Source organism: Roseibium suaedae, from assembly GCF_900142725.1.
Lineage (GTDB): Bacteria > Pseudomonadota > Alphaproteobacteria > Rhizobiales > Stappiaceae > Roseibium > Roseibium suaedae.
Map to the genome: position 1 here is coordinate 276,610 of NZ_FRBW01000004.1, position 17,991 is coordinate 294,600.

Annotated in this window: 15 protein-coding genes and 1 tRNA gene; 8 read left to right on the forward strand and 8 right to left on the reverse strand. The window is 59.4% G+C overall.

Going from position 1 to position 17,991, the window contains the following annotated elements; genetic code table 11:
* Positions 1-105: 105 nt before the first annotated feature.
* Positions 106-837 carry a LuxR family transcriptional regulator gene (locus tag BUA94_RS17715; protein ID WP_073014659.1) on the reverse strand — a complete coding sequence of 244 codons (732 nt, stop codon included), beginning with the start codon at positions 835-837 and terminating at the stop codon, positions 106-108.
* Positions 838-1,424: 587 nt separating this feature from the next.
* Between BUA94_RS17715 and BUA94_RS17720 the strand changes: the two genes are divergently transcribed.
* The 5 genes from BUA94_RS17720 (at position 1,425) to BUA94_RS17740 (ending at position 7,526) form a co-directional block, all read left to right on the forward strand.
* Positions 1,425-4,439 (forward strand): DEAD/DEAH box helicase, encoded by a 3,015-nt coding sequence (locus BUA94_RS17720; protein WP_073014660.1) that lies wholly within the window; start codon positions 1,425-1,427, stop codon positions 4,437-4,439.
* A gap of 28 nt (positions 4,440-4,467) precedes the next feature.
* Positions 4,468-4,851 (forward strand): RNA-binding S4 domain-containing protein, encoded by a 384-nt coding sequence (locus BUA94_RS17725; RefSeq protein ID WP_073014661.1) that lies wholly within the window; start codon positions 4,468-4,470, stop codon positions 4,849-4,851.
* A 193-nt stretch (positions 4,852-5,044) separates the two neighbouring features.
* The gene (fdxA, locus tag BUA94_RS17730) at positions 5,045-5,383 is read left to right on the forward strand and encodes a ferredoxin FdxA (RefSeq protein WP_073014662.1); all 339 of its coding nucleotides are present in this window, start codon (positions 5,045-5,047) and stop codon (positions 5,381-5,383) included.
* A gap of 478 nt (positions 5,384-5,861) precedes the next feature.
* Positions 5,862-6,446: a CarD family transcriptional regulator gene (locus BUA94_RS17735; RefSeq protein ID WP_073014663.1), complete on the forward strand. Its 585-nt coding sequence runs from the start codon at positions 5,862-5,864 to the stop codon at positions 6,444-6,446.
* 210 nt (positions 6,447-6,656) lie between these two features.
* Positions 6,657-7,526 carry an RNA polymerase factor sigma-32 gene (locus BUA94_RS17740; RefSeq protein ID WP_073014664.1) on the forward strand — a complete coding sequence of 290 codons (870 nt, stop codon included), beginning with the start codon at positions 6,657-6,659 and terminating at the stop codon, positions 7,524-7,526.
* Between the two features lie 73 nt (positions 7,527-7,599).
* Here BUA94_RS17740 and BUA94_RS17745 read toward each other — a convergent pair whose 3' ends face one another.
* Entirely contained in the window at positions 7,600-8,145 is a 546-nt protein-coding gene (locus tag BUA94_RS17745) for an RBBP9/YdeN family alpha/beta hydrolase (protein ID WP_073014665.1), read from the reverse strand.
* Between the two features lie 104 nt (positions 8,146-8,249).
* Here BUA94_RS17745 and BUA94_RS17750 point away from each other — a divergent pair, with 104 nt between their 5' ends.
* Positions 8,250-8,726: an Lrp/AsnC family transcriptional regulator gene (locus BUA94_RS17750; protein WP_073014666.1), complete on the forward strand. Its 477-nt coding sequence runs from the start codon at positions 8,250-8,252 to the stop codon at positions 8,724-8,726.
* Positions 8,727-8,742: 16 nt separating this feature from the next.
* Here the strand turns inward: BUA94_RS17750 and BUA94_RS17755 are convergent, their stop codons facing one another.
* Together BUA94_RS17755 and BUA94_RS23385 are read right to left on the reverse strand one after the other, a co-directional pair.
* Entirely contained in the window at positions 8,743-10,275 is a 1,533-nt protein-coding gene (locus BUA94_RS17755; protein ID WP_208980143.1) for a M48 family metalloprotease, read from the reverse strand.
* Positions 10,272-10,589, reverse strand: a complete 318-nt coding sequence (locus tag BUA94_RS23385; protein WP_139251189.1) for a hypothetical protein — start codon at positions 10,587-10,589, stop codon at positions 10,272-10,274. The genes BUA94_RS17755 and BUA94_RS23385 overlap by 4 nt, the downstream gene beginning before the upstream one ends.
* Positions 10,590-11,355: 766 nt before the next feature.
* On the opposite strand from BUA94_RS23385, the gene BUA94_RS17765 reads away from it, so the two are divergent.
* Positions 11,356-11,432, forward strand: a tRNA-Arg gene (locus tag BUA94_RS17765).
* Between the two features lie 100 nt (positions 11,433-11,532).
* On the opposite strand, the gene BUA94_RS17770 is transcribed toward BUA94_RS17765, so the two are convergent.
* A complete protein-coding gene (locus tag BUA94_RS17770; RefSeq protein ID WP_073014668.1) occupies positions 11,533-12,327 on the reverse strand; it encodes an IclR family transcriptional regulator in 795 nt (264 codons plus the stop codon).
* A gap of 426 nt (positions 12,328-12,753) precedes the next feature.
* Here BUA94_RS17770 and BUA94_RS17775 point away from each other — a divergent pair, with 426 nt between their 5' ends.
* A complete protein-coding gene (locus BUA94_RS17775) occupies positions 12,754-14,856 on the forward strand; it encodes a TonB-dependent receptor (RefSeq protein ID WP_073014669.1) in 2,103 nt (700 codons plus the stop codon).
* Positions 14,857-15,216: 360 nt separating this feature from the next.
* On the opposite strand, the gene BUA94_RS17780 is transcribed toward BUA94_RS17775, so the two are convergent.
* The 3 genes from BUA94_RS17780 to BUA94_RS17790 all read right to left on the reverse strand — a co-directional run bounded on the left by BUA94_RS17780 (position 15,217) and on the right by BUA94_RS17790 (position 17,988).
* Complete coding sequence (locus BUA94_RS17780; protein WP_073014670.1) at positions 15,217-16,257, reverse strand: methyltransferase; 1,041 nt, start codon at positions 16,255-16,257, stop codon at positions 15,217-15,219.
* An 89-nt stretch (positions 16,258-16,346) separates the two neighbouring features.
* Positions 16,347-17,129, reverse strand: coding sequence for a 2,3-dihydro-2,3-dihydroxybenzoate dehydrogenase (dhbA, locus tag BUA94_RS17785; protein WP_175558080.1), 783 nt, complete (start codon positions 17,127-17,129; stop codon positions 16,347-16,349).
* On the reverse strand, positions 17,122-17,988 hold the full coding sequence (locus BUA94_RS17790) for an isochorismatase (protein ID WP_073014671.1): 867 nt from the start codon (positions 17,986-17,988) through the stop codon (positions 17,122-17,124). Before BUA94_RS17790 ends, dhbA begins: the two co-directional genes overlap by 8 nt.
* Between the last annotated feature and the right edge of the window lie 3 nt (positions 17,989-17,991).

A 17,991-nucleotide genomic window follows, 5' to 3' on the forward strand; every position in this document is an offset into this window, starting at 1 on the left:
GGACCCCGTGCAAAGATGTTCTACTTTGGTCTGAGGCATATTAAAAGGGGCAGGAAGGCTGCCTCTTTTAATCGTCTTGCGCTGGAGGGGTGTGAGGGCTGCTATTTAGCCGATCAGTTTGTGGCGCATGGCTGTTGCAACTGCATGGGCGCGGTTTGCGGCATTCAGTTTTCGGGTGGCTTCCTTGATGTACCAGTCGACCGTATGGCGCGAAATTCCGAGCCTGTCGCCGATTTCACCGCTGGTCTTGCCTTCGGATGTCCATTTCAGGCACTCGATTTCCCGGCCGGTCAGGGGATTGTCGATCGGTTCTTCGGCAAGATCCGGACAGGCAATCTGCAGGCCCTGACGGTAGGCATAAAGGCCGGCCAGGTGCAGGGCGTGGCTTTCATCATTCTGCAAGGCAACCCTCTGGCCGCCAAAGGCCAGTGTCCCTTCATAGCCGCGAGGGCCGTAAATCGGAATGTAGAGACCATCCGCCATGTCGAAGTCCCGCGCCTCGAGCAGGATCTGCTGTCCCTTTTCGCTCAGGTCCGGGTCGGCCAGCATTTCCCGCCAGCTAAAGGGATAGGAAGTGCGCATGCCCCGGGCGACCACCGGGTCATCCATGATGTAGTGGGAGTCCAGGTACCGGCGCGTCCATTCGTCGGACCAGCAGGTTGAAATGATGCAAGGCGTGCCGTGAATGCCGTGACGGGCAAACGTGGCAAGAACAAAATTGGAATAGCCGAAGGACTCTGTCAGGTGCTTCAGGTCTTGCGAGATCTGCGCGACATTTGATCGGCCTGAAATACTCTCAGTGAACTCGAGTGCACGGTTAAGACTGTGCGTTTGCATGTTACGGATGGCCTCGCAAGCGGTGGTGAAATTGGCTCAAATACTTTGCAAATATATGGATAAACCGGCGGTTCAGGTTACACGGTGACTTTCCCGCCTAGCTGGTATCATGCCGAATTAAATCGGTTTTTCCAGTCAAGAATAATGATGGTGATACGCGCGCTGGTTTTTCAAGATCGTTTTATTCCTGAGGTTGGCTGTTGAAGTTATCTGTCTTTTTGGTTGTATTGCTGATGTTTGCAATTCCTGGAGTCATTTCTTGATTGACACGGTTTTGGGCTTTTTGTTTCCAAAGGCTGCCGCTGAGACTCATGTTCTTGCAAAGATTCAGGATTTTGATGTGAGGGTCAGAAACAATCCATATCTAGTAGAGAACGAAACCTGAATCCGAAAGAGTCATCGATTCGGTCTGTTTTTGTTCCAGAGTCGTTCTGTGGAGCGGTTTTTGTGCCTTCATGAGGCTGTCTGGCGCAGACCTACCGCTAATAAAGGCAGGACAGGGCAGGTCCCCTGTGCTAGGTCACGATCTCGGTCGAAAGACCCTGGAATTCATGTCGTTCAAAGCCGGATACCGCCGCAGTAGTCTGATGTCCCGTCCCTACCCAATGCCGCTGCCGCCCGCGGCCCGGTCCCGAACCGTCACAGCTGTTCTGGGGCCAACCAATACCGGCAAGACCCATCTGGCGATCGAGCGGATGCTGGCCCAACCCTCCGGCCTTATCGGATTGCCGCTGCGCCTTTTGGCGCGCGAGGTCTATGGCCGTATGGTCGAGCGCGCGGGTGTCGAGGCAGTTGCGCTGATTACGGGCGAGGAAAAGATCGTTCCGAAGTCTCCGCGGTTCTGGGTCTCGACCGTCGAGGCAATGCCGCTGGATCTGAAGACGGACTTCGTGGCCATCGATGAAGTCCAGCTGGCGGGGGATCTCGACCGCGGGCATGTGTTTACCGACCGGATCCTGAACCTGCGCGGCCGGGCCGAAACCCTGCTCCTGGGGGCGGCCACTGTCCGGCCTCTTCTGGAAAAGCTGCTGCCGGGGCTCAATGTGGTCACCCGTCCGCGCATGTCGGTTCTGACCTATGCCGGGTCCAAGAAAGTCTCCCGTCTTCCCGCCCGCTCGGCGATCGTCGCTTTCTCTGCGGAAGAGGTCTATGGCATTGCCGAGCTGATCCGCCGCCAGCGCGGTGGGGCGGCTGTGGTTCTGGGCTCGCTCAGCCCCCGTACCCGAAATGCCCAGGTCGAGTTGTTCCAGAATGGCGACGTTGAACATCTGGTCGCGACCGATGCCATCGGCATGGGTCTGAACCTCGATGTCGATCATGTCGCCTTCGCTGGCAACCGCAAATACGACGGCTATCAGTATCGTCAATTGACCGCTGCGGAGATGGGGCAGATCGCCGGACGCGCCGGCCGGCATACCCGCGACGGCACTTTCGGGGTCACCGGCCGGGTAGATCCGCTCGACGATGACCTGGTCGAACAGATTGAAAATCACCATTTCAACAGCCTGAAGGTGCTGCAATGGCGCAACAGTCAGCTTGATTTTTCGTCGGCTGACAGATTGCGCCGGTCGCTTGATGTCGCGCCTCGAGAAGAAGGGCTGGCACGCGCGCCAACCGGCGACGATATCACTGCGCTTGAGTTTCTTTTGCGGGATTCCGCCATTTCTTCCATGGCTCAAGGCGCAAAATCCGTCGAATTGCTTTGGGATGTGTGTCAGGTTCCTGACTATCGGAAGATTGCCCCGGCGAACCATGCGGACATTCTGAGCCAGATCTACACCCACATTATGCGGGCTGGAGCCATTGAAGAGGACTGGTTTAGCCGTCAATTGGCCTTCGCAGACCGCGTAGATGGTGATATCGACACACTCGCCAACCGGATTGCTCATATCCGGACCTGGACATTTGTCGCGAACCGGCCTGACTGGCTGGGTGATCCTGCCCATTGGCAGCAGGTGACCCGCGGCATAGAGGACAAATTATCCGATGCGCTGCACGAGCGTCTTACCCAGAGGTTCGTGGATCGGCGTACAAGTGTATTGATGCGACGTTTGAGAGAGAACGCCATGCTGGAAGCGGAAATCACATCGAGCGGTGATGTGCTCGTAGAAGGACAGCACATCGGAACGCTGCTTGGCTTCCGGTTTGCCCCCGATGCTGCGGCCGAAGGGCCGGATGGAAAGGCCCTGCGCGCTGCTGCGCAAAAGGCGCTTGCGACGGAAATCGAAAGCCGTGCCGACAAGCTGTCGCGGTCCGAGAACGGTGACTTCATCCTGTCGTCCGACGCCACCATCCGCTGGCGCGGCGAACCGGTTGCAAAGCTTGCCGCCGGAGACGACGTGCTGTCGCCTGCCGTCCTGCTGCTGGCCGATGAACATCTGACCGGTCCTGCCCGCGACAAGGTGCAGGAGCGCGTGGCTCTCTGGATCCGCAGCCAGATCGAGACGCTGTTGAAGCCGCTGGCCGATCTGAAGGTCGGTGAAGGTCTCGAAGGTCTTGCCCGCGGCATCGCCTACCGTCTGGCTGAAGGCCTCGGCAACCTGGAACGCCAGGAGATTTCCGAAGACGTCCGCCAGCTCGATCAGGACATGCGCGCCTCGCTGCGCAAGGTTGGCGTCCGCTTCGGTGCCTATACCATTTTCGTTCCCGCGCTTCTGAAGCCGGCGCCGAGCCAGCTTCTGGCCCAGCTCTGGGCTATCAAGCATGGCTCCATGGATATGGCTGGCCTCAGCGAACTGCCGCAGCTGTCTGCGTCTGGCCGCACCTCGATCCCGGTCGATCCGGCCATCGAAAAGGCGCTCTACAAGGTTGTCGGTTTCCGCGTTTGCGGTCCGCGCGCCGTGCGCGTCGACATTCTGGAGCGTCTGGCTGACTTGATCCGTCCGCTGATCGCCTGGAAGCCGCTGGATGCGGAAGTCTCTCCGCCGGAAGGCGCAGTCGCACAGGGCGGTGCCTTCACCGTGACGGTTGCGATGACCTCGCTGCTCGGCTGTGCTGGCGAAGACTTCTCCGCGATCCTGAAGTCTCTTGGCTATCGTCTTGAGACCCGCGAAGTGGTTCGTCCGGTGGCTGCTGCTGAAGCCGCTGCTCCGGAATCCGCTGCTGCTGAACCGGCTGCCGAAGAAGCTCCGGCACCTGAGGCTCTGGCTGCAGAAGACGCTCCTGCCCAGGATGTGGCTGCAGAGGCATCCGAGGCCGCTGCTGCTCCCGAAGCTGCTGGTGAAACCGAAACCGTCACCGTTGAGATCTGGCGTCCGGGCCGCGGCGGCGACCGTCGTCCCCGTCAGGGTCAGTCCGAAGGCCGCGGTGAAGGCCGCAAGGGCGGCCGTGGCCGTTCTGAAAGCCGTGGCGATAACCGGGGCGAGGGCCGCGGCGAAGGTGGCAACCGGGGTGAGAACCGCGGCGAGCATCATGGCAACCGCCGTCATGGCGGCCCGAAGGGCGAAGGCAAGGGCCGTGGCGGCAACAAGCCGCATCACGGTGGCAACCAGGCCCCGCGCGGTGATCGCGAGCCCAAGCGTGACAAGCCGATCGATCCCAATTCGCCTTTTGCTGCCCTCATGGCGCTCAAGGCCGGAATGGAAAAGAAGGACAAGTCCTGACGGGCTTGTCCTGCGGAACAGGACCAGTATGAGCGCAGAAGGCGCAACATTACGGATCGACAAGTGGCTCTGGTACGCCAGGGTCACGAAATCCCGTTCCCTTGCTCAGAAGCTTGCGACCTCGGGCCATGTCCGGGTGAACAAGGAGAAGATCGACTCTTCCAGCAAGGCCATCCGCGCAGGGGACGTGCTGACCATTGGGCTGGAGCGCAAGATCCTCATTCTCAAGGTCGTGGCGTTGGGCACCCGCCGCGGGCCCTATGAGGAAGCCCGTCTTCTCTACGAGGATCTGTCTCCGCCGCCACCCGACAAGGTCGAGACGCCAGCTGTTCCCGCCCAGCGGGATCCGGGTGCCGGACGGCCGACAAAGCGCGACCGGCGCAAGCTGGACGCCTTCCGGGACGCGGATTGAAACGAGAATCCGGTTCTTCCGTCCGTTCGGGCAAGGCATTTCGCCTCAGGTGAATTTGAGCAAGCGCCAGCGCTTGCGCAGCCGCCACAAACGGGATACCCAAACGCAAAGAACAAATGGACGCAAGCAGCCGCACCTTTCCGGCGGTCAAGCTCGTGATCCGATTTCAGAGACTGCCGCATAGAGGATCACGATGACCTACGTCGTCACTGACAACTGCATCAAGTGCAAGTACACGGATTGCGTCGAGGTTTGCCCCGTAGACTGTTTCTACGAAGGCGAGAACATGCTGGTCATCAATCCGGATGAATGCATCGACTGCGGTGTTTGCGAACCGGAATGCCCTGCCGAAGCCATTCTGCCGGATACCGAACCGGGCCTGGAAAAGTGGATCGAGCTGAACGCCGAATATGCGGCGAAGTGGCCGAACATCACCGAGAAGAAGGATGCACTTCCAGAGGCTGCCGAATTCGACGGCAAGACCAACAAGCTGGAAGAGTTCTTCTCACCGGAAGGTCCGTCCGGCAACTGAACTGCCTGACCGGATTTCTATTGCATATCAGAACCCGCGCGCCGCTTGTTTAGCCGGCTGCGCGGGTTTTTGCGTCTGTCCGTCAGAATTGGCGGCTGAATTCGCGCGTAGAGAGGCGGTAAACCACTAGATGACGGGGCGAAAGACAGGATGTGACGGCAAAACACGCTCTGTGCTTTAATTTAGCGCAGAGGTGTGCTATATTTACCAGACAGTCGTTCAACCGCAGGAAGTTTCCCCCTGACACGGAGGCATTTCGGAACACAGTCCCCACGGATTGTGAGGCGAGTCTCACCGCCTACTGACCAACTTTCTAAATTGGATTTAAACGACTGACCACCCAGACGCGCCCGATATCAACAGGCGTTCCCAATCAGGACCGCGATTGGGTCATGTGCGCGTCACTAGAGTTCATGAGCCGCAGTTCGCGGCTCAAACGGTCTGTCAGACCGGCAACTGCGCAGGAGTAGATACGAGAATGGCAACTGTAACGAAAAAGGCCGCGCAGCGTCAGGGTTTCAAAACGGGCGAATACATCGTCTATCCGGCTCACGGCGTTGGCCTGATTACTGCCATTGAAGAACAGAGCGTTGCAGGTCACACCCTTGAACTCCTCGTCATCGTCTTTGAAAAGGACAAGATGACCCTCCGGGTTCCGGTCGCAAAGATTGCGTCCGTTGGTATGCGCAAGCTCGGTGAAGCTGCGGAAGTGAAGAAGGCTCTGGAAACCGTTCGCGGACGTCCGCGCGTCAAGCGCACCATGTGGAGCCGCCGTGCCCAGGAATATGAAGCAAAGATCAATTCCGGCGACCTGATCGCGATCTCTGAAGTGGTTCGTGACCTGTATCGTTCGGAATCCCAGCCTGAGCAGTCCTATTCCGAACGCCAGCTCTATGAAGCTGCCCTTGACCGTATGGCGCGCGAGATCGCTGCCGTGAACAAGTGCTCCGAAACCGAAGCAACCAAGCAGATCGAACAGAACCTTGCCAAGGCTCCGAGCCGCGCCAAGGCTGCTGAAGAAGCGGGTTCGGATGATGATGACGATCAGGAAGAAGCTGCCTGATTTCAGGCTCTTAACATCCTGACTGAAATTGGCCCGGGGCAGCGCTCCGGGCTTTTTTTATGGGTTGTGACCGGGATGACGAACTTTTGTCATCAGGTGGTGGTCTTGACGTTTGCATCCTGTGGTCGTTTTCTGGATTCGTTTGGAACCAAACTGGTTCCGGCGCGTTTGTTTCACAAGAATTCCGGACAACCTGTTGGAGTGGCCGAAATGACGACGTCAGCAAACGAAAGACGCCAGTTGGTCCGTGCGGCCATGAAGGCACCCTACCTCACCCGCGAAGACGAGCAGGCTCTCGCCCGCCGCTGGAAGAATGACAAGGACGAGAAGGCGCTCGAGGCCCTGACCCTCGCTCATATGCGCCTTGTCATCGCTGTTGCCTCCCGCTACCGCAACTTTGGCCTGTCGCTGGTCGATCTCATTCAGGAAGGTCATGTTGGTCTTCTGGAAGCTGCCGCCCGCTTCGAGCCGGAGCGCGAAGTGCGCTTCTCGACTTATGCTACCTGGTGGATCCGGGCCCAGATCCAGGACTACATTCTGCGGAACTGGTCCATCGTGCGCGGCGGGACTTCCTCCGCCCAGAAGGCTCTGTTCTTCAATCTGCGCCGCCTGCGTGCCAAGCTTTCCGGCAGTGGCCAGACGCTGACCGACTCCGAACTCCACCGCAAGATCGCGGATGCGATCGGCGTGAAGCCGGCAGATGTGGCCCTGATGAATGCGCGTCTGTCCGGTCCGGACGCCTCGCTGAATGCGCCGGTGGCCGACGGGGATGAATCCTCTGCGGATCGTCAGGACTTCCTGGTCTGTGATGCCCCGCTGCCGGATGAGATCGTGTCGGAGAACATTGATGTCGAACGCCGGAAGACCTGGCTTCGCAATGCGCTGCGGGTCCTGAATGACCGGGAGTTGCGCATCGTGAAGGAGCGGCGCCTCACGGATGATGGTGCAACCCTGGAATCCCTTGGCCAGACCCTTGGCATTTCCAAGGAACGTGTCCGTCAGATCGAAAGCCGGGCCATGGAAAAGCTCAAGGCTGTCTTGGTTGAGCGCCAGCCGGATCAGGCAGCCTATTACATGTGAAACGGGCGGCGCATCGGGAGCTTGGTAGCTTTCGATGCGCTGCCTTGCTGAGTGAAGTACCCTCTCCACAAAGTCAGAGGTCAGTCTCTAGCCTCTTCACGAAAGCAGTTAGCAGACCTCGGCCTTCCGGCCAGTCTCCCAGGCCGCTTTGACCGTTAATGTGGCCAGCCGCGCCGATGACGGTCAGGTCGCTTCCCCATTGCGCTGCTCTGGTCTCCGCATAATGCTGAGACCCATAAGGATCGTTGCTGCTTGCCAGGATCAGGGACGGGAAGCGGAGCCTCTCCTCCGGTGGGTGCACGAAGCTCGCTGCCTGGGCAGGAAATACAGCCGACTTCGGGTCCGGTACGGCGACAAGAAAAGCGCCCTTGACCGGCAGAGTACTTGCCTTCTGCCAATGAGCGACCAGCAGGCAAGCGAGGCTGTGAGCCACAAGAACGGGTGGCGTTTCGGCCGCGCTCACGGCCCGTTCCAGCGCCGCGATCCAATCGGTCAGATCGGGCTGATCCCAGCTGGCCGGCTTAAAACGCCGGATCGCCGGATCGGCTGCTTCCCAGCGGCTTTGCCAATGCATTTCGCCCGAGTTGCCGATCCCCGGCAGATGTATGAATTCGGCCATGCTTGCCCTCTTTGTTGCGAGGCAGGGATCTTGACCGTTTACATGCCTTCCCGGAATTGGCATCCATCGGAAAGAGATAAACAATTCCGATGAATTAAAGGCCAATGGTTCGCAAGACTGAGTTTCATCCCGGGCTCGACCCGACGGATATCGCCATAATTGAAACCCTGCAAGAGGATGGCCGCATCAGCGTTTCAGAACTGGGACGGAAGGTGGGGCTGTCCCAGCCGGCAACTTCGGAGCGCCTGAAAAGGCTTGAAGAGCGCGGGATCATCAAAGGCTATCGGGCTGTGATTGATCCCGCTGCGCTTGGCCTTGGCATGATGGCGGTCATCCGGCTCAAGACCACCCATGAGCACATCAAGGCTTGTCTGAAGCAGTTTTCCGAAATGCCGCAGATCCTAGAAGTGCTGCGGCTGACGGGCGAGGATTGTTTTCATCTGAAGGTTATCGTGCCGACACCCGCGGACCTGGAGACGATCGTCGATGCGATCGCGCGATATGGTTCCGTCACGACGGCCATCGTTCTGCGCAGCGAACCGCCGAAACCCGTAGGGCGGGCACTGATCCCGAGAGGCTAGCCTGCTGCTTGGCGAACTAGTCCGTCACCAGCTTGACTGCGGTTCCCGCCGGGATTGGTTCGTCAGGCTCCATGCCGTTGAGCACGGTGAAGAAGCTCAGGCGGCGGGAAGGCTCTACGCCCCGCATGCCGATTGCCAGTTTGCGCGGCGTGTCGCCAGCGCTGGCCTGAACCACCTTGATCCGGAGAGATTGCAGCCGCGCCCGCTCTGTCGGCGTGAGCTGACGGAAGCTTTCGAGGGTATCCCGGTACTGGCTTTCAAAGGCTTCGCTCGGCGAACGGCTGGCAAAGATGAAGCGGTAGCCGGTCTTGCCGATCCGCAGCACCGCGATCCGGAAGGACCAGCCCTGGGTGATGGCGGCACCAACGACCCCGGGAATGCCGTTGACCGTGGTCTCGCGCACGCTTTGCGGCAGGAGGCCGTTGATCCAGCCTGAATTCATGTAATCGGCAAGGTTCTCGAAGCTGCTGACATCCGCCCCGTCGAACCGCATGGCCGTGCCGTCGCCATTGCTGGCAAGAACGGCTTCAGGCGAATTTTCGAGAAGATAGCCGGCCGGCACGGTAAAGCCGATGCCGAGCGCCTTGTGCAGGAAGGAGCGGCCCCGCACAAAGCCTTCCAGCGGATCGTCGCCGTAGAGCAAGCCGTCGATCTGGCTGAGATAGCGGTTCCGGTCCCGCTCGCCGATGCCGGGAGCGGCCACCTGACGGGCCTCGCGCACCGCCAGGTCCACGCGTTCCGGCGTGTTGGGGTGGGAGGAGAGAAAGTCCGGGGCGCTGGACTGGATCTGCTGCGCGGTCTGATAGGCCTGGAAATCGGCCATGGATTTCAGGAAGCGGGAGGCCGCATAGGGGTCGAACCCGGCCTTCGCCAGGGTCTTCACCCCGATGGCGTCGGCCTGAAATTCCTGGGCCTGGGAGAACCGTGCGAAGGAAAGCTGCGAGGACAGGATCGCCTGCCTGGCCTGTTCGGAATCCTGCACCACATTGGTCAGGATCTTGTTTGCCAGTTCCCGTGCCTCGGCGCGTTGCTGCCGTTCAATCGCATGATTGGAGGTCACGTGCGCCATTTCATGGGCAAGAACAGCGGCCAGTTCGGACGTGTCATTGGCCAGCGCCAGCAGACCACGGGTGACATAGAGATAGCCACCGGGCAGGGCGAAGGCGTTGATCGCGGGCGAATTCAGGATCGTGATGCGGTAGCTCTGGGACGGGTCATCGGAGGCTTCCACCAGCCGGCCGACGACACTCGCGACCGCCCGAACGGCGCCGTCGTTCTTGTAGACGCCGCCATAAGTGGCCACGACGCGCGGGTGTTCCTTTGCGCCGATATCCGCGCCAAGACCGGGCCGCAGTGTGCCCGGTGCAATGGTCGTCACATTGGGAGAGCCGCCGCCGAAGGACTGGCAGGAGGCAAGCAAGGCGCACAGGGCAAGCGTCGCGACGCGGCGGACCGGAGACATTTGCCGTCCAGCGCCTGCGCGTTCTGCCTTGCCTTCGGCGTCCTTGCGCAGACTTGCCGCGCCCATGATGCCAGACCTTGCCGTCACTTCCTGTCCTCGTTGCCATCCAGAATGATGATCTGACCCGGATGGGTCATGTGTATGTGGGGGCCGTCGTTCAGATCTACCACACCTCTGATCTGAACGGCATGTCCAGCCAAATCCTCGAGAGACATGCCGGCACTGGCCAGCGCGTCACTGAAGGATTTTTCCTGTTTGGTCGAAAGAGTTGCCGTGAAATCGGTCTTCCAGTTACGGCCGAAATTGAGATACCGGGTCCGGGAGGATTTTCCAAGAGAGACGATGCGTCCTTCGACAAGGACATAGTGTCCCGCAGACGCTGTCAATGCGTTCAGGTTCATGGTTGAAAGCGCAGTCTCCTTCTTCCAGCGTCCTTGTCTTCTCACCCGGGCCGATTTCTCGGCCGCGATCAAAGCCTTGCTACAGGCCATGGAGCCCAAATAGGGCGCGGCCAAGGCAAGTCCACGTTCAATCAGCTGGATTTGCAAAAGGGCTCCCCCCTTACTATCGGCGGTGATCCAGGCAGGTGTCAGTCCCCACCGGTTCGGCTTTCCCTGGGGCCAGGCCCAAAGCGATTGTCCACTTGCAGGAATTGGCGTGTCAGGGCCGCTCCACGCGCCGGCAATATCTGTGAGGACGTAATGATGTACGTCCTTGGCAGAGGTCTCGCCAGGCAGTGTCCGGAAGAAGCCGGCCTTGTCTGGGCCGGTGACAGGAATGGGGAGCCCCCCCTCGGGAAGGCATGCAGCTGTGGACGCCCCTCCTGCGCCTTCAGCGTATGCCGCCGCTGCGGGCGCAGTGTCCTTTGCATCTGCTCGATTGGTTCCGGAGATCAGTCCGGCGAGGATCAGCAGGAGTGCGGCCGCACTATTAAAGACCTGCCGCAAAGGATCCGGCTTTGGGAGCCTGTATTTGTGCCATCTTCTGTGCCGGATGCATCCGGCCGAACTCCCTGTCCGTCCCAAGCCTCAACTTCCGCGACCGTGAAGGATCAAGCCCACTCTACCACGGCAGGGGAGCCGTTTGTGCGTATCCCATTCACGGGATCGGAGCGGGCAAAATCGAGGGTCGCAATGCGCTCCGGATCATGCTATTTCCGCCCCAAGTGGTCCCGTAGCTCAGCAGGATAGAGCATCAGATTCCTAATCTGAGGGTCACGCGTTCGAATCGCGTCGGGATCACCAATCTTTTCAAAGTTCTTGTATCTGTCTCAGCTGCCGCGCGTCTGTTGGCGGCTGCCTCATTCTTTTGCTCAGGCGGGGCATTGCTCCTGGCCATCTTGCGTCACAGATCTCGGAAGGCTTCGAGGCCGCCTGTTTCGTGGGCGGTTTTGCGGGCGCAGTCGAATAGGGCGAGCCGGTCTTCCGGCTTGTGGATCAGGCCCAGGTTGGTGACCGTGGTCATCACGCAGGCGATTTCCTGCTGCGCATCGAACACGGGTACTGCCTGGCCGGTGATGCCCGGCAAAAGATGATCCGTCAGCTCAGCCCAGCACCCGGAGCGCACTGTCTCCAATGTTGCACGTGACGGGGTTTTGCCCCGGAAATGAGCGGGCTGAAGCTTGCGCGCGGCGCTGATCTGGTTCTCTGGAAGAAAGGCCTGGAACACAAGTCCGCAAGCCGAATTGTCGACCGGCAGCACATCGCCCAAACCCACCGAGCTGATGGAGAACTGCGAGCTGCGGTACCAGCGGACGACGGTGGGGCCGCGTTCCGTCCAGATCGCCACACCTGCACTGGCGGCAAACCCGGCCGCCAGCTGTTTCATATGCCGGGCGGCGATCTCGACCGCATCTACCCGCTTCAAGGCGCCAATGCCGATGCTGAGTGCAGTGGGGCCAAGATCGTAGTGACCGGTCTGAGGGTCCTGCATGACAAGCCCTTCCTTCACCAGGCTCTGGAGATACCGGTGGGCCGTGGGGCTGCCGGTTCCTGCCTGCTTGGCGATGATGCCGAGCGGCATGGCCTCCGAGGCATTGGCCAGGATGTTCAGGAACCTGGTGGCGATGGATACAGACTGAATGTTCCCGGACCGTTTGGGCAAGGAAGTGTCGTTGCCGGTTTCTGGGCCGTCGCTCATGTCGGGACCGCCCAGCCTGCGCAAAGGCGCGGCATTTGATGGCAATCCATCTCAAGGGCCTTTGCATTTCCGAATGCAAAAGCCCGCTTTGACAGCTTTCGCGTCGTGCACATGTTCACCGCATCAATCTCCCATCCTTGCCACAAGGTATTGGTCAAACACGCCGAGTTCAATCCGGACGGCGCCAAAATCTCCGTGGGGATTCAGGTTGTTGTGACAGGCTGTTGCGGATCCGTCACATTAATTTATGAGTATTATACTCATGTTGATATGAAGAATGAATTCTGTATAGTGAAACTCAGTTGATCCTTTCACCGGCGGCTGGGGCAAGCGTGGACCGGAACAGGAGACAGGATCTCCCTTTCAAAACCGGCCGCGAGCAAGGCTTTTCCCGCTCGCGCTCATTCACGATTTCAGGGGAATAAAATGACATCGACCCGTATTGCGGTGTTGCTTGGCGGTACTGCCATGCTCACTGTCTCGCAGATTGTTGCAGGTGGGGCCTGGGCGCAGGATGCTGAAGCGGAAACCGTGTCCAACACGACAGTCCTCGATGCGATCACCGTGAGCGGTGAAAAGGTTGCCAGAACACTGCAGGAAACGGCCACTTCCGTGGAGGTGATCACCTCGTCGGATCAGGAAACCCGTCCTGAGGAAAAGACTGTCCAGAGCGCCATCGAGGACACGCCCAACGTTTATTATCCCGGGACTGTCGGCGTTGCGCCAATCATCCGCGGCCAGGACACCCAGGGCCCGAACACCGGTGCGGTTGCTTTTTACTCCGGCACGGTCCCGCGGGCGTCGATCAACATCGACGGCCATTATCAGAGCTACTTCGAATCCGTCTTCGGCTCGACGTCCATCTGGGACATGGATCAGATCGAAGTGTTCCGTGGGCCGCAGACCACCTCTCAGGGGGCGAACAGCGTCGCCGGGGCGATTGTTGTCACCACCAAGGATCCGGTGTTCACCCCTGAAGGGGCATTGCAGATCGAATATGGCAGCTACAACACCCACAGGGCGTCAGGCATGCTGTCGGGCCCGCTGACAGACCAGATCGCAGCCCGGGTCGCCGTTGACTATTATGGTCGTGACACGTTCATCGACTATATCAATTCGAGCTTTACAGAGGATCATACGGACCTCGACATCATGTCCTTCAATGGACGTGCGAAACTGCTCTTCACTCCGGATGCCATCCCCGGCCTGACGGCAAAGCTGACCTACTCGACCAGCCAGAACAACCAGCCCACCTATGAGGCTGCCACGGTCCAACCGTTCGACCGGCTGGAAAACAACCAGACCAGCGTGCCGAGCTTCTATTCCCGGACCCATACGGGCGTGGCTGACCTGTCCTATGAATTCGACAACGGCTTTGTTCTCAGCAACCAGGCGCAGTTCACCGATCTTTATGTCGACCGGAGCCTGGAGACGGTCGGCAACGGGGATGCCCGCATCGACCAGCAGAACTGGACCAACCAGACATTGCTTAATTTCGGCAATGAAGACAGCAAGCTGAGCGGGGCGGCCGGCATTTTCGCGTCCTACACCCAGTCGGATGAAAGTCTGCTGCTTCCCTATAATGGATCGCCCGACTTCGATGACACCAAGACCAATCTCGGCATCTTCACCGAAATGGACTATCGCTTCACCGATGCCTGGACGCTGACCGGCGGTCTTCGTTTCGAGCATGACCGGGTCGAGCGGTCTGGCAGGTCAACGACCGCAGCAACGGTTCCAAGCAACTTTGACTATGATGAAAGCTTCAGCGCCATCTTGCCGAAGGTTGCTCTTGCCTATGACGTCACTCCGGATTTCACCGTGGGTGCCCTGATCAACCGGGGCTTCAACCCTGGTGGTGTCGTCTACGACTTTTTCAACGGCAACGCTCTCTCCTTCAAGGCGGAAACGTCCTGGAACTACGAGATCTTTACCCGCGCGAACCTTCTGGACGACAAGCTGGAGATTTCAGGCAATCTGTTTTTCACGGATTACAAGGACGCCCAGCGTTACTTCCAGACCACCCTGCCGGGCAGCGTCGTGACCCAGTACATCACGCTCAATGCCGAGGAGGCTCATGCCTATGGTCTTGAGGCAGCTGTGAGCTATCAGGTGCTGGACAGTCTGAAGCTTAAGGCAAACGCAGGCCTGATGAAGACCGAGATTACCCGGTTCGACGCTCTTCCGACGGTTGAAGGCAACGACTTCAGCAAGACCCCCGGCTACACGCTCGGCTTTGGCGTGGACTGGGAAGTTCTGGACAACCTGACGCTCTCTGCAAACGTCTCTCATTTCGACGGATACTATTCCGACGACACAAACACGCCTGCCTATGAGACGGATCCCTACACGATCGCCAACGCGCGTGCGACCTACCAGTTCCACGACAACTTCCAGGTCTTCGGCTACGTGAACAACATCTTTGATGAGCGTGTTGCGACCTATCTTGAAAATCGCCGTGGTGTCGGCAGCTTTGCAACCATGACAGCGCCGCGCATGTTCGGCATCGGTGCGAAAGCGACCTTCTGATCTTCGGAAAGAAAACAACGGCAGTCTGGATTTCTCCAGGCTGCCGTTTTTTATGGCTCGTGGGGATCTGAAATGAAAAGCCCTGACCAGAAGTGGTCAGGGCTGAGCTTGATGACCACCCCGCCAAGTTTACCTGTCATCCCGGTTTGGTGCGTGAGCGCCAAGACCGGGATCCAGTATCCCGCGAGAAAGTTCGCAGGAAAGAGAAGCTATCTCAATTGGCTACTGGATCCCCGCCTTCGCGGGGATGACAACCGTTTTCCTATGGTCATGGAGCTTTTGGAATGGAGCTGCTTTGTCAGCAGTCAGCCCCGACCTTAAGGTCAGGGCTCACGTGAAAGAGAACGACTGGACCAGCTACTAGGCTGGACGAAACTCCAGAATGCTGACCGGGCTGGCTGTCGATTTGACCGACAGGGTTTCAAACCCGTTGTCGGCCAGAAGCGCGGAAAATTCCGCTGCCGTTCTCTCCCGGCCACCAAGTTGGGCCAGCATGAAGATGTCCTGAGACGAGGCGCGGGAACCGGCGTCCTGGCCGCCTGCCATCATGTCGATCAGGTAAAGCCGTTCATGCCCGGAAAGGGCCTTCCTGGTGTTCTGCAGGATGGTTGCGGCCGCGGTGTCGTCAAAATCATGAAAGACCCGGCTGAACAGATAGACATCGGCTCGAGAGGGAACGCTTTCGAAGAAGGAGCCCGTCTTGACGTTTGCCCGTCCTTGCCTGCGCATCTCCGCAAAGAGAGGGTCATAGTCCTCGACACTGCGCGGGAGTTCGAACAGGGTGCCGCGGGTCATCGGGTTCTTGTCCAGGATCTGAGCCAGGAATGATCCGTTCCCGCCGCCGACGTCCAGGATACTGGTGTCAGGGGCAAAGGTAAGCTCCTTCACGACCACGGCACCAATTCCCCGGGATGCTCCGTTCATCTGCGCATCGAACCGGCTTTGGGCGGCGCTGTCCTGAGCGTGCCATTCGAAAAAGGCCGACCCGTGGGTCAGGTCAAAGGCCGTGTTTCCGGTGCGCAGCTGCTCGGTCAGGCTTTCCCAGCTGCGCCATAGCAAAGGGTCCAGTTCGCAGGACACCCAGTTCCGCAGACTTTGCGGATGATCCGGCGTCAGATAGCAGGTCACCGGGGAGGGGACGTACCGCCCCTGATCGTCCACTGCTATCACTTCTTCATGGACGAGATGCGTCAAAACGCGTTCCAGAAGCTCAGGCTTTGTTCCTGTGGCTTGGGCAAGGTCACTCAAGCTGCGTGGGCCCGCTTCGAGCAGGGCAGGAATACCAAGATCAACGAGCGCACGGATGCATTGGGTGGTGCGGTAAGCGGAAATCTGCCCCATCAGCTTGAAGGGGGGCAGACCAGCTGGCCGGTTCGAGAGGTGTGCCTGAGCTACAGACATGTTTGCAATCCTCCAGAGGGTTCTAGTGTTTCGGCGTTCAGCCGGGATGTGGGCTGTGCAATGGGCAGGCCTGCCGATCGGCGCAGCGGCTAGGCGCCAAGCGTTGCTCCTCCGTCGACCACGATGTCCTGAAGGGTGATGTGTCCGGCCAGATCGGAGGCCAGGAACAGAACCGTCTCGGAAATGTCGTCAGGCTTTGCCAGCTTGCCAAGCGGAATGCCGAGCTTGAACTGGTCCGGCAGCCCGTTGATCAGCCGCGTATAGCCTTCTCCGCCGCCGGTCATGGCCTGCAGCATCGGCGTGTCGGTCGATCCGGGGGAAACCAGATTGCAGCGGACGCCGAAGGGGGCCAACTCCAGTCCGACGCAATGACTGAGGCTCACCATGGCAGCCTTGGACGCGCAATAGGCCGTCATGCCCGAACGCGGCACATGTGCTGCGTTCGAGGCGATGTTGATGATCGCTCCCGCCCGCTGCGCCTTGAAAGCCCCTATCCATTGCCGGAGCAGATAGAACGGGCCGCTCACATTGACATCGAAACAGGCCTGCCAGTCTTCCGGCGAGAGGTCTTCCGCGGGGGCCATTCTCAAAATGCCTGCGGCATTCACCAGAATGTCCAGACCAGCGCGCTCTTCCCGGAGCCTGTTGCAAACCTCTGCAACAGCTCCCGGATCGGCCAGATCCACCTCAAGAAGCCGGAATGGCAGCCCTGGGCCACCATTCTGCTTGTCCAGGCCGGTCACGTCGGCGCCTTCCTCGCAGAACCGTTCGGCGATCCGGCGGCCGATGCCACTTGCGGCGCCGGTCACGAGCACACGCTTGCCTGCAAAACGCAGGGACGGCGAGCCGGACTTCTTTGCCGGATCAGGCAGCAAGGCGCTTGCTTTCGATCAGGGACCACCAGCCGTTCAGCGTCGGAACCCGGGCGAGTTCGTCGAACGTGACCAGAATGCCCCGTTCTTTCAATTCTGCTGCAAGCTTCATCACCTGAATGGAATCAAGGCCGTAGAAGATCAGATTCTCTTCAGGGTCGAGGTCGGCATCATCCTCGATCAGATCCAGCACGTGGCCGCGCAGCCAGTCACGGCTCGGGGCCTCCTGCGACGAGGCATCCGTCAGGCTGGCCGTGTCCGTCACGGCACCGCAGCGGGTTGCAACATATTTCAGCGCCATGCTGTGTTCGGTTGCCGAGAAGTCGGCAACTGCATCGGCGATCATGAAAGCCTGGATGTCATTCATGAAGGCATCGGCAGCTGTCATCATGCAGCCGATATGCGCGTAAATTCCGCCGATAATCAGCTGGTCACGGCCGAGCGCCTTCATGCGGTCCTTCAGGTCGGAGCGCTGAAACGCACTGTAACGCCACTTGGTCAGCACGACGTCATTCGGGCCAGGTTCCAGACCCTTGACGATCTTCTGCAGCGCCGGGTCGGCGACCGTCAGTCCGGGGCCCCACATGTCGTTCAGAAGGGCCCGGTCGGCTTCCGGCTGTTCGTGAGGCTGGGCGGTATAGACAACGGGAACCCCATTCCGGTCAGCCCAGGCGCGGACGCGCTGCAGGTTGGAAATCAGCGTCTGCCGCAGGGGGGCATTTTCATCGTAATAGCGCAGGAAATAGTCCTGCATGTCGTGGATCAGAAGAACGGCGCGAGCCGGATCGGGCTTCCACGGCGTCTTGTTGACCGGAAGCTCCTGAGGCATCGGATAGTCTGCAATCACTGGGATAGTCATGGA

Excerpts from the sequence above, each read along its gene's own strand:
- BUA94_RS17715 (WP_073014659.1), bottom strand. The coding sequence starts at position 837 with ATGCAAACGCACAGTCTTAACCGTGCACTCGAGTTCACTGAGAGTATT.
- BUA94_RS17720 (WP_073014660.1), top strand. The coding sequence starts at position 1,425 with ATGTCCCGTCCCTACCCAATGCCGCTGCCGCCCGCGGCCCGGTCCCGA.
- BUA94_RS17725 (WP_073014661.1), top strand. The coding sequence starts at position 4,468 with ATGAGCGCAGAAGGCGCAACATTACGGATCGACAAGTGGCTCTGGTAC.
- fdxA (WP_073014662.1), top strand. The coding sequence starts at position 5,045 with ATGACCTACGTCGTCACTGACAACTGCATCAAGTGCAAGTACACGGAT.
- BUA94_RS17735 (WP_073014663.1), top strand. The coding sequence starts at position 5,862 with ATGGCAACTGTAACGAAAAAGGCCGCGCAGCGTCAGGGTTTCAAAACG.
- BUA94_RS17740 (WP_073014664.1), top strand. The coding sequence starts at position 6,657 with ATGACGACGTCAGCAAACGAAAGACGCCAGTTGGTCCGTGCGGCCATG.
- BUA94_RS17745 (WP_073014665.1), bottom strand. The coding sequence starts at position 8,145 with ATGGCCGAATTCATACATCTGCCGGGGATCGGCAACTCGGGCGAAATG.
- BUA94_RS17750 (WP_073014666.1), top strand. The coding sequence starts at position 8,250 with ATGGTTCGCAAGACTGAGTTTCATCCCGGGCTCGACCCGACGGATATC.
- BUA94_RS23385 (WP_139251189.1), bottom strand. The coding sequence starts at position 10,589 with ATGAACCTGAACGCATTGACAGCGTCTGCGGGACACTATGTCCTTGTC.
- BUA94_RS17770 (WP_073014668.1), bottom strand. The coding sequence starts at position 12,327 with ATGAGCGACGGCCCAGAAACCGGCAACGACACTTCCTTGCCCAAACGG.
- BUA94_RS17775 (WP_073014669.1), top strand. The coding sequence starts at position 12,754 with ATGACATCGACCCGTATTGCGGTGTTGCTTGGCGGTACTGCCATGCTC.
- BUA94_RS17780 (WP_073014670.1), bottom strand. The coding sequence starts at position 16,257 with ATGTCTGTAGCTCAGGCACACCTCTCGAACCGGCCAGCTGGTCTGCCC.
- BUA94_RS17790 (WP_073014671.1), bottom strand. The coding sequence starts at position 17,988 with ATGACTATCCCAGTGATTGCAGACTATCCGATGCCTCAGGAGCTTCCG.